The 8,621-nt window shown below is 68.7% G+C and carries 9 protein-coding genes; 5 read left to right on the top strand and 4 right to left on the bottom strand.

Annotated elements, in window-relative coordinates:
• On the top strand, positions 1-711 hold a 711-nt coding region (locus ACQKJZ_RS16445), incomplete at its 5' end, for a TCP-1/cpn60 chaperonin family protein (protein ID WP_427732422.1).
• Between the two features lie 667 nt (positions 712-1,378).
• Here the strand turns inward: ACQKJZ_RS16445 and ACQKJZ_RS16440 are convergent.
• From ACQKJZ_RS16440 to ACQKJZ_RS16430, 3 genes are read right to left on the bottom strand one after another with little or no spacing between them, the layout of a single operon-like run.
• Positions 1,379-2,119: a DsbA family protein gene (locus ACQKJZ_RS16440; RefSeq protein ID WP_427732420.1), complete on the bottom strand. Its 741-nt coding sequence runs from the start codon at positions 2,117-2,119 to the stop codon at positions 1,379-1,381.
• A gap of 28 nt (positions 2,120-2,147) precedes the next feature.
• A complete protein-coding gene (locus ACQKJZ_RS16435) occupies positions 2,148-2,843 on the bottom strand; it encodes a thioredoxin domain-containing protein (RefSeq protein ID WP_427732418.1) in 696 nt (231 codons plus the stop codon).
• Positions 2,843-3,358: a DUF721 domain-containing protein gene (locus ACQKJZ_RS16430; RefSeq protein ID WP_427732416.1), complete on the bottom strand. Its 516-nt coding sequence runs from the start codon at positions 3,356-3,358 to the stop codon at positions 2,843-2,845. Before ACQKJZ_RS16430 ends, ACQKJZ_RS16435 begins: the two co-directional genes overlap by 1 nt.
• 26 nt (positions 3,359-3,384) lie before the next feature.
• Between ACQKJZ_RS16430 and mutY the strand changes: the two genes are divergently transcribed.
• From mutY to nudC, 3 genes are read left to right on the top strand one after another with little or no spacing between them, the layout of a single operon-like run.
• Positions 3,385-4,434 carry an A/G-specific adenine glycosylase gene (gene mutY / locus ACQKJZ_RS16425; protein WP_427732414.1) on the top strand — a complete coding sequence of 350 codons (1,050 nt, stop codon included), beginning with the start codon at positions 3,385-3,387 and terminating at the stop codon, positions 4,432-4,434.
• A gap of 3 nt (positions 4,435-4,437) precedes the next feature.
• Complete coding sequence (locus tag ACQKJZ_RS16420) at positions 4,438-5,763, top strand: serine hydrolase domain-containing protein (protein WP_427732412.1); 1,326 nt, start codon at positions 4,438-4,440, stop codon at positions 5,761-5,763.
• Positions 5,760-6,614, top strand: coding sequence for an NAD(+) diphosphatase (gene nudC, locus ACQKJZ_RS16415; protein WP_427732410.1), 855 nt, complete (start codon positions 5,760-5,762; stop codon positions 6,612-6,614). Before ACQKJZ_RS16420 ends, nudC begins: the two co-directional genes overlap by 4 nt.
• A gap of 137 nt (positions 6,615-6,751) precedes the next feature.
• On the opposite strand, the gene ACQKJZ_RS16410 is transcribed toward nudC, so the two are convergent.
• Positions 6,752-7,642 carry a prephenate dehydratase gene (locus tag ACQKJZ_RS16410; protein ID WP_427732408.1) on the bottom strand — a complete coding sequence of 297 codons (891 nt, stop codon included), beginning with the start codon at positions 7,640-7,642 and terminating at the stop codon, positions 6,752-6,754.
• A 127-nt stretch (positions 7,643-7,769) separates the two neighbouring features.
• Here ACQKJZ_RS16410 and ACQKJZ_RS16405 point away from each other — a divergent pair, with 127 nt between their 5' ends.
• Complete coding sequence (locus ACQKJZ_RS16405; protein WP_427732406.1) at positions 7,770-8,480, top strand: c-type cytochrome; 711 nt, start codon at positions 7,770-7,772, stop codon at positions 8,478-8,480.
• Positions 8,481-8,621 lie beyond the last annotated feature (141 nt).

Raw genomic sequence — 8,621 nt, 5'->3', positions numbered from 1 at the left:
GTCACCGTCGGCATGCTTGGCACCGCCAAGCGCGTCACGATCGACAAGGACAACACCACCATCGTCGATGGCGCAGGTGATGCCGACGCGATCAAGGGCCGCACCGAGGCGATCCGTGCGCAGATCGAGAACACCACCAGCGATTACGACCGCGAGAAGCTCCAGGAGCGCCTCGCCAAGCTTGCTGGCGGCGTGGCCGTCATCAAGGTCGGCGGTGCGACCGAGGTCGAGGTGAAGGAGCGCAAGGACCGCGTCGACGACGCGCTGCACGCGACCCGCGCGGCCGTCGAAGAGGGCATCGTCCCCGGCGGTGGTACGGCGCTGCTCTACGCGACCAAGGCGCTGGACGGCGTCAAGGGCGTCAACGACGACCAGACCCGTGGCATCGACATCGTTCGCAAGTCGCTGACCGCGCTGGTTCGCCAGATCGCGCAGAATGCCGGCCATGACGGTGCGGTCGTGTCGGGTAAGCTGCTCGATCAGGACGACACCTCGTTCGGCTTCAACGCGTCGACCGACACCTATGAGAACCTGGTTGCGGCCGGCGTGATCGACCCGACCAAGGTCGTGCGCACCGCGCTCCAGAACGCGGCATCGGTCGCCGGTCTGCTGATCACCACGGAAGCCACCGTGGCCGAGCTGCCCGAAGACAAGTCGCCCGCCATGCCCGCCGGCGGCGGCATGGGCGGCATGGGCGGCATGGACTTCTAAGTCGGATTTCGGGGACCGGCGGGGGCGACCTCGTCGGGAACCGGACCGGCCTGTCCATCGGCACAGCCAAATGGAGAAGGCCCGGGGAGCGATCCCCGGGCCTTTTTCTGTGTCCGTCGATCTGGGTGGGGGGGGCGTTTTGTCTGGGGAGAGCGCAGGGCGTGCACTTCGACTTCGCTCAGTGCGAACGGAGGTTGGGGCGGTGCGCAATGTGGTGCTGGTTGTGAGCCCGTGCTTCTTGCGCCTTCCGCCCAGTTCACAGGCCTCATTCCCCCACCTCCGTTCAGCCTGAGCGAAGTCGAAGGCCACGGGAATCGTGTGGGGCAAACAGCTGGGCCTGCGCTTCGACTTCGCTCAGCGCGAACGGAGGTTGGGGAGGTGCGGAATGCGGTGCCGGTCGTGAGCCCGTGATTCTCGCCTTCCACCCAATTCAAAGGCCTTATTGCCCCACCTCCGTTCAGCCTGAGCGAAGTCGAAGGCCACGGGAATCCCGTGGTGCAATCAGCCGGGCCTGCACTTCGACTTCGCTCAGTGTGAACGGGTGTGGGGGCGGGGAGCCAAGGAAAGGCCACGTACCCCGGAGAAGGCCGAGGTACGGAAGGAGGCACAAAAAAGGCGGCCGGACCCCCGCCCGACCGCCTATCCAAAACCGGAAAACCCGAACCTCTTACGCGCCGGCGTTCTTCAGCGCCGCCTCGACGTCCTTCCAGCCGATCGCACCCTGTATCGGCTTGCCGTTCAGCAGGAAGGTCGGGGTGCCCGTCACCGTGCCGTCGGCACCGCGATCCTGGGTCTGCTTGGTCAGGCGGTCGATCTGCTTCATGTCGGCCAGGCACTGGCGCGCCTTGGCTTCGGGGATGCCGCGCTGCTTGACGAAGTTGATCAGGTCCATCTGCTCGGCCATCGCCTTGATCGCGTCGACCGGCTTGGCGTTCTGGAGCTGCTGCTGCATCGCGGGCGTCATCGCCTGCAGCTTGTCGTTGAAGCCCTGCTGCGCCTGATACATTTGTTCGAGCAGCGGGAAGAAGATCGTCTCGCCCTGGCAGATGCCGAGCAGCGCGGGCGGCAGGTCGGGCGCGCCGTGGATCAGGAATTCGCGGAATTCCCAGCTGACCTTGCCCGACTTGACGTAAGTGTTGGTCAGCGGCTCGAAACCCTCACGCGCGAACGCACCGCAGGCCGGGCACAGGCGCGAGCCATATTCGACCAGCTTGATGGGGGCGTTCGGGTTGCCCATCACATAGCCCTCGTCGGTCTTGCGAACGACCTGGGTCCAGTCCTGACCGGCCGGCGCGGGCACGGCGGGCAGCGGCGAGGCGGCCGGGGTGCTGCTGTTGGCGTTGCCGCCATTGCCGCCGCAAGCGGCGAGCGCCAGCGGCAGGGCGAGGAGGAGAAGGCGAGACGTCATCGACAAATGCTCCGATGGGGAAAGGGGATCAGCGGGCGCCGGCGGCGCGCAGCAGCGGTTGCAGGGCGTCCCAGGTGAAGACGCCCATGGCCTGCTTGCCGTTGATGAAGAAGCCGGGCGTGCCCTCGATCGTGTCGGGGGCATTCGTCGTCATGGCGACGATGCGATCGGCGGCCGCACGATCGGACAGGCACGCGGCGATCTGTGCATCGCTGAGGCCGGCGGCCTTGCCGATCGCGGGAAGGCCAGCGCCGTCCGCCACTGTCTTCAATTGCGCGGCCATGGGATAGGCGCTGATCCGCTGGCCATTGGCCTGGTCGAACTCCATGCCCCGCGCCAGCCACGTCTTCTGCTGCGCGAACATCGCCTCGTTCAGCGCAGGAAAGCGCGCCGCCCCGCCACACCGTGCGATCAGGGCGGCTGCCAGATCGATCCGGTCGCGGATGAAATGCCGCACCTCGATGCTGGTCGACCCCGATCGGACCATCCTGTCCCTCAGGACGGGGGCCGACTGGATCGCGAAATCGGCGCAATGGGGGCAGGTATAGCTGACATATTCGACCAGCTTCACGCGCGCCGCCGGATTGCCGATGACGTAAGCCCCGGCGGGTGTCTGAGTGACATGCCCGGTCCAGTCGACCTTGCGCTGGGCCTGGGCGGCCCCGGCGGGCGCGGTGGTGGAGAAAGCGAGGCCGAGCGCGGCCAGCGACAGGAAAAGACGCATCACGACACCTTGGGAAGGCCGCGCGTCGCAGCGACGCCCGCGGCAAGCGATTCGAGCACGGCGCGAAGTTCCGGGTCGGCGATCTGGCGCAGCCCGTCGCCCATTTCCGGCGGCACCGGCTGCGGCTTGGGCGGCGCGGCCCGGCGGGGGGCGGCCATCGGCAGTTCGCCCTGGCGGATCTGCAACCGCGCGACTGCCGGATAGCCGAAGAAGCGGTTCACCCGCTCGATGATCTCGGGCGCGATATGCTGCATCATCGGCGCGTGCGCGCCGCGCACGACCAGGGTCAGGACGCCGTTCTGTTTCTCGCCCTGCGGAAAGCGGATCGATTCGGGCGCGCTGGCGGTCGACAGGCGCGGGCCGACGATGTCGGGCCAGCGGCTGACGATCGCGCTCTGAACGAAACCGAAGCGACGAAAGGCCGCGCCGCCGATGGCGGGCAGCAGTTCGGACACCGCGCGGGGGCGGTTGGAACGGGGGGGCGGCTCCTGGGGGGCGCGGATGCGCTTGCTCATATCGGGCTCCATGCCATAGCGGGCGGGTGGACGCCAAGCATTCATCATCGCCCGATAATCCTGCCGCCCGTCTGCTTGCCTGGTACGACCGTCATGCCCGCGACCTGCCCTGGCGCAGCAAGCCCGGGGAGGTGGCCGATCCGTACCGTGTCTGGCTGTCCGAGGTGATGCTGCAACAGACGACGGTGGCGGCGGTCAGCCCGCGCTTCACCGCCTGGGTGGCGCGCTGGCCCGATGTCGCGAGTCTTGCCGCCGCGCCGGACGAGGACATCATGGCTGCCTGGGCAGGGCTGGGCTATTATGCCCGCGCCCGCAATCTGGTGAAGGCAGCGCGGGCGGTGGTCGCCGAGCATGGCGGGCGCTTTCCCGCGACAGAGGCCGAATTGCGCGAACTGCCGGGGCTGGGCGCCTATACGGCGGCGGCGGTGGCGGCGATCGCGTTCGGCGAGCGCGCGGTGGTGGTCGATGCCAATGTCGAGCGGGTGGTCGCACGGTTGTTCGCGATCCAGACGCCGCTGCCCGCCGCGCGCCCGGCGATCCGGGAGGCGACGGACCGCATCACCCCCGACGCACGGGCCGGCGATTTCGCGCAGGCGATGATGGACCTGGGCTCGTCGATCTGCACCGTGAAGAAGCCGCAATGCCTGCTCTGTCCGATCGCGGTCGATTGCCGCGCGCGGGCCGAGGGGATCGCCGAGACATTGCCCGCCAAGGCCCCGAAGAAGAAGCGCCCCTATCGCCACGGCACGATCTTCTGGATCGAGCGCGACGGCCATGTCTGGCTGGTGCGGCGGCCGGACAAGGGCCTGCTGGGCGGGATGCGCGCGCTGCCGACCGGGCCGTGGACAGATGAGCGGCCGGGGCTGGCCGATGCGCCGGCCGAGGGGCCGTGGGTCATGCTGAACGACACGGTCGTGCATGGCTTCACCCATTTCGAACTGGAACTGGCGCTGGCCCGGACGGACGGCGTGCCGACCGATCCCGATGCGGGGGAATGGTGGCCGATCAAGGATTTGGGAACTGCCGGCCTGCCTACGCTGTTCGCGCGGGCAGCCGATCGACTGAAAGGGGCCTGAGTGATGATGCGTCATATGATGGTGACGGGCGGGGCGATGCTAACCCTTCTGGGTGCCGCCGCCCCGGCGCAGGTCGCGCGCCCGGCCCAGCCGGCCCCGAAGGCCACTGCGGCCAAGCTGCCCGCGACGCAGGCGCTCTTCGACAGCTATGTTCGCTCGGGCAAGATGCCGGGCATCGTCGCGGCGATCGGGCAAAAGAGCCAGCCCCCGGTCTTCGTCTCGGCCGGGCGCACCGCGCTGGCCCCCAATGCGCCCGCCGTCGGGCCGGACACGCTGTGGCGCGTCTATTCGATGACCAAGCCGGTCACCGCCATGGCGGCGATGATCCTCATCGAGGAGGGCAAGCTCGGCCTCGATCAGCCACTGTCCGACATCTATCCCGCCTATCGGCAGATGCGGGTGCTGACCAATGCCGACACCTCGCTGGAGAGCCGGCCCGCGACCAGGCCGATCACCATCCGCAACCTGCTGACCCACACGGCGGGACTGGGGTACAGCATCACCACCAAGGGGCCGCTGCTGAAGGAATATGAGCGGCTGGGCATCGTGCCCTTCACCGCCAATGCGCAGGTGGAGGCGGCGGTGCGCCGGGTCCGCCCCGCCAGCCTCCAGCAATTCGCCGAGCGGGTCGCCACCCTGCCGCTGATCGCCGAGCCGGGGACGAAGTGGAGCTATTCCATCGGCCTCGACGTCATGGCGGCGGTGGTCGAGAAGGTGTCGGGCATGCCGTTCGAGCGCTTCGTCCAGACTCGTATCTTCGACCCGCTGAAGATGAATTCCAGCTATTGGCGGGTGCCGGCATCCGCCGCCAACCGGCTGGTCACCAATTATACCTTCTTGGGCGATCAGCTGGTGCCGGTCGATCCGGGTGCGACCTCGGTCTTTCTCCAGGCGCCCAGCTTTCCTTATGGGGGCGCGGGGCTGGTGATGTCGGCGCGCGACTATGACCGGTTCCTCCAGATGCTGCAGAATGGCGGCACGGTCGACGGGGCCCGCGTGATGAAGCCGGAGACGGTCAGGCTCGCCATGTCCAACCTGTTGCCCGCCGGGGTCCGCTATGGCGGCGTGTCGGGATCGACCGGGGGTAGCGCAGGCGGAGTCCCGACCGGCTATGGCGCGGGTGGATCGGTGACGCTGGCCGATACGCCGGGCGGGCCGGGCAAGGGTACCTATGGCTGGGGCGGCGCGGCGGGTACGGTCGCCTATGTCGACCCGACGCGCGGGGTTCGGGGCACGATCATGGTCAATTATTTCCCTGCCGACCGCTGGCCGTTGCGCCGCGATCTGGCGGCGGCGCTCTATCAGGACATGGGGGCGGCACGCCGGTGAGCATTTTGGGTTTTACCGGTGGTCGGCTCGATCGCGCCGATCCGCTGCGGCACGATGTGGCGGGGTTCGCGGCCGCGCTGGCCGATCCGGCGGCGCGGCGGCTGGTCCTCGACGGCTATGAGCCTGTCATGGCGGACGGGCGACTGGGGTGGACCGCGATCGATCCGCGCGACGCGGCGGAGGATCATGTCCTGCTCGGGCTGGAAGACGGCGTGCCGCACTTCGCGCGGCTGACGGCCGAGCCCGCCAGCGGGCGTTCGTTCGAGATGATCGCGGCGCTGCATGCGTTGGCAACGGGCGAGGCGGCGACCTATGCGGCGGCGCGTTCGGTGCTCGACTGGCATGCGCGGCATCGTTTCTGCGCGCGCTGCGGGGCGGAGACGCATCCCTTTCGCGCAGGCTGGGGCCGGCGCTGCCCGGCGTGCGGCACCGAGCATTTCCCGCGCGTCGACCCGGTCGTGATCATGATCGCCGAACATGACGGTCGTGCGCTGCTGGGTCGTCAGCCGGCCTTTCCGCCGGGGCGCTATTCGGCGCTGGCCGGATTCCTGGAGCCCGGCGAATCGATCGAGGAAGCGGTCGCGCGCGAGCTGTTCGAGGAAGCCGGCGTGCGGGTGCGGGATGTCCGCTACATCGCCAGCCAGCCCTGGCCGTTCCCGTCGTCGCTGATGATCGCCTGCGTCGCGACCGCGTTGGACGACCGGCTGACGATCGATCGCACCGAGTTGGAGGATGCGATCTGGGTGTCGCGCGACGAAGTGCGGGCCGCGCTGGCGGGGGACGAATCGCGCTTCGGCGTGCCGCCGGCTTACGCGATCGCGCATACGCTGTTGAGGGAATGGGCCGCGTAAATCCTCCCCGGCACGGGGAGGGGGACCGTGCGCAGCACGGTGGAGGGGGGCTTCCACACGGGATGCCCCTTGCTGCACGCCCCCTCCGTCAGGGCTTCGCCCTGCCACCTCCCCTTGCAGGGGAGGAAATTTGCGATTTACCCCCGCTGCCGCGCCTGGCGGTAGGTCCCCAGCAACCGCACCCATTTGCTGTGGAACCCCAGTTCCTCGATCGCGCGATCGAATGCGACCTCGCCCGGCCGGCCGACGACGTCGCAGTAGAATTCGGTGGCCGCGAAACTGCCGCCGCGCTGATAGCTTTCCAGCTTCGTCATGTTGACGCCGTTGGTCGCGAAGCCGCCCATCGCCTTGTAGAGCGCGGCGGGGATGTTCTTCACCTCGAAGATCAGGCTGGTCATCCACGGACCCTCGCCGACCGGCGGCGGGCCCCCGCGCGCCAGCACGACGAAGCGGGTCATGTTGTGTTCGCCGTCCGACACGTCCTCGGACAGCAGCGTCAGCCCGTAAAGCTCGGCCGCGCGCGGCGGGGCGAGCGCGGCGATGCGGGGATCGGCCATCTCGGCGACGCGCGCGGCGGCGCCCGCCGTATCGGCATAGGCGATCGGGCGCAGGCCATGCGCGCGCAGCCAGTGGCGGCATTGGCCCAGCGCCTGCGGGTGGCTCATCACCTCGACCAGTTCGTCGCGCGTGCCCGTCGTCATCAGCGCGTGGCGGATCGACAGGAAATGCTCGCCGATGATGACCAGCCCGGATTCGGGCAACAGGAAGTGGATGTCGGCGACGCGGCCGTGCAGCGAATTCTCGATCGGGATGATCGCATGATCGACCTTGCCCGACTTCACCGCCTCCAGCGCGTCGGCGAAATCGAAACAGGGCAGCGGCAGGCCGTCGGGAAACGCCTCGACCGCGGCGACATGGCTGTTGGCGCCCGGCGCCCCCTGGAACGCGACGCCGCGCGCGGGCTCGGCCAGCGCGGCTTGGGTCATCGCCTCGACGATGGGGCGGGCGGGGGCGGCGTAATTGTCCATGGCGCGGTGGCGTAAAGCGGGGGCGGCACGTGATCAAGGCGCGAACCCCGAAGCAAAACTTGCCGTCCGCGAAAGCCGCACCTAAGGTCGGCGTTCAGGAGAGATATTGGCGGGGCAGCGACAAGCGATGGACCTAAAGACCAATACGATCGCGGGATGGGTGCTTGGCGCGGCTGGTGCGGCGCTTGGACTCTCGATCGTCGGCGGCATGATCTACCATGGTGGACGTCCCGAAAAGATGGGCTACCCCATCGAAGGCGTGGAGACCGAAGGCTCTGGCGGCGGGGCCCCCGAGGTGCCGATCGCCTCGCTTCTGCCCACCGCCGATGCGGCCAAGGGCGCCGAAGTGTTCAAGAAATGCGCGGCATGCCACACCATCAACCAGGGCGGCGCGAACGGCATCGGCCCCAATCTCTATGCCACCATGGGCGAGGCCATTGCGCAGGGTAAGGGCGGCTTCGCCTTCTCCGACGCGCTGAAGGCGGTCGGCGGCACCTGGGACTGGGACAAGATGAACGCTTGGCTGACCTCCCCACGCAAATTCGCGCCCGGCACCAAGATGACCTTTGCCGGCCTGTCCAATCCGCAGGACCGCGCGAACGTGATCCTGTATCTGAACCAGCAGGGATCGAACCTGCCGCTGCCCGCCGCGCCCGCCGCCAAGGCGGAACCGGCCGCCGGCGAAGCCCCGGCCAACGCCGCCGACGCGGCGGTCGAGCGGGTCGAGGACGATCCGCGCGGCGAGACCGGCGCGATCGCCAACACCGGCACGCCGGCGCGCGGCGCACCTTCGGTCGACCCCCAGGCCGCGATCGAAGGCGCCAAGGCACCGCGCTGAGGCCGGTCGACATTCTCTCCATTCCTCCCCTGCAAGGGGAGGTGTCAGGCCCTCGGCCTGACGGAGGGGTGCCCCCATGCGCGGGATCAGTCCTGACTCACGACCGGCGACACCCCTCCGTCAAGCCTTCGGCTTGCCACC

The organism is Sphingomonas sp. NPDC019816 (genome assembly GCF_050274375.1).
In the GTDB taxonomy this organism is placed as follows: domain Bacteria; phylum Pseudomonadota; class Alphaproteobacteria; order Sphingomonadales; family Sphingomonadaceae; genus Sphingomonas.
Note: the sequence above shows the minus strand (reverse complement) of the source record. Positions and strands in the feature narration are given on the sequence as shown.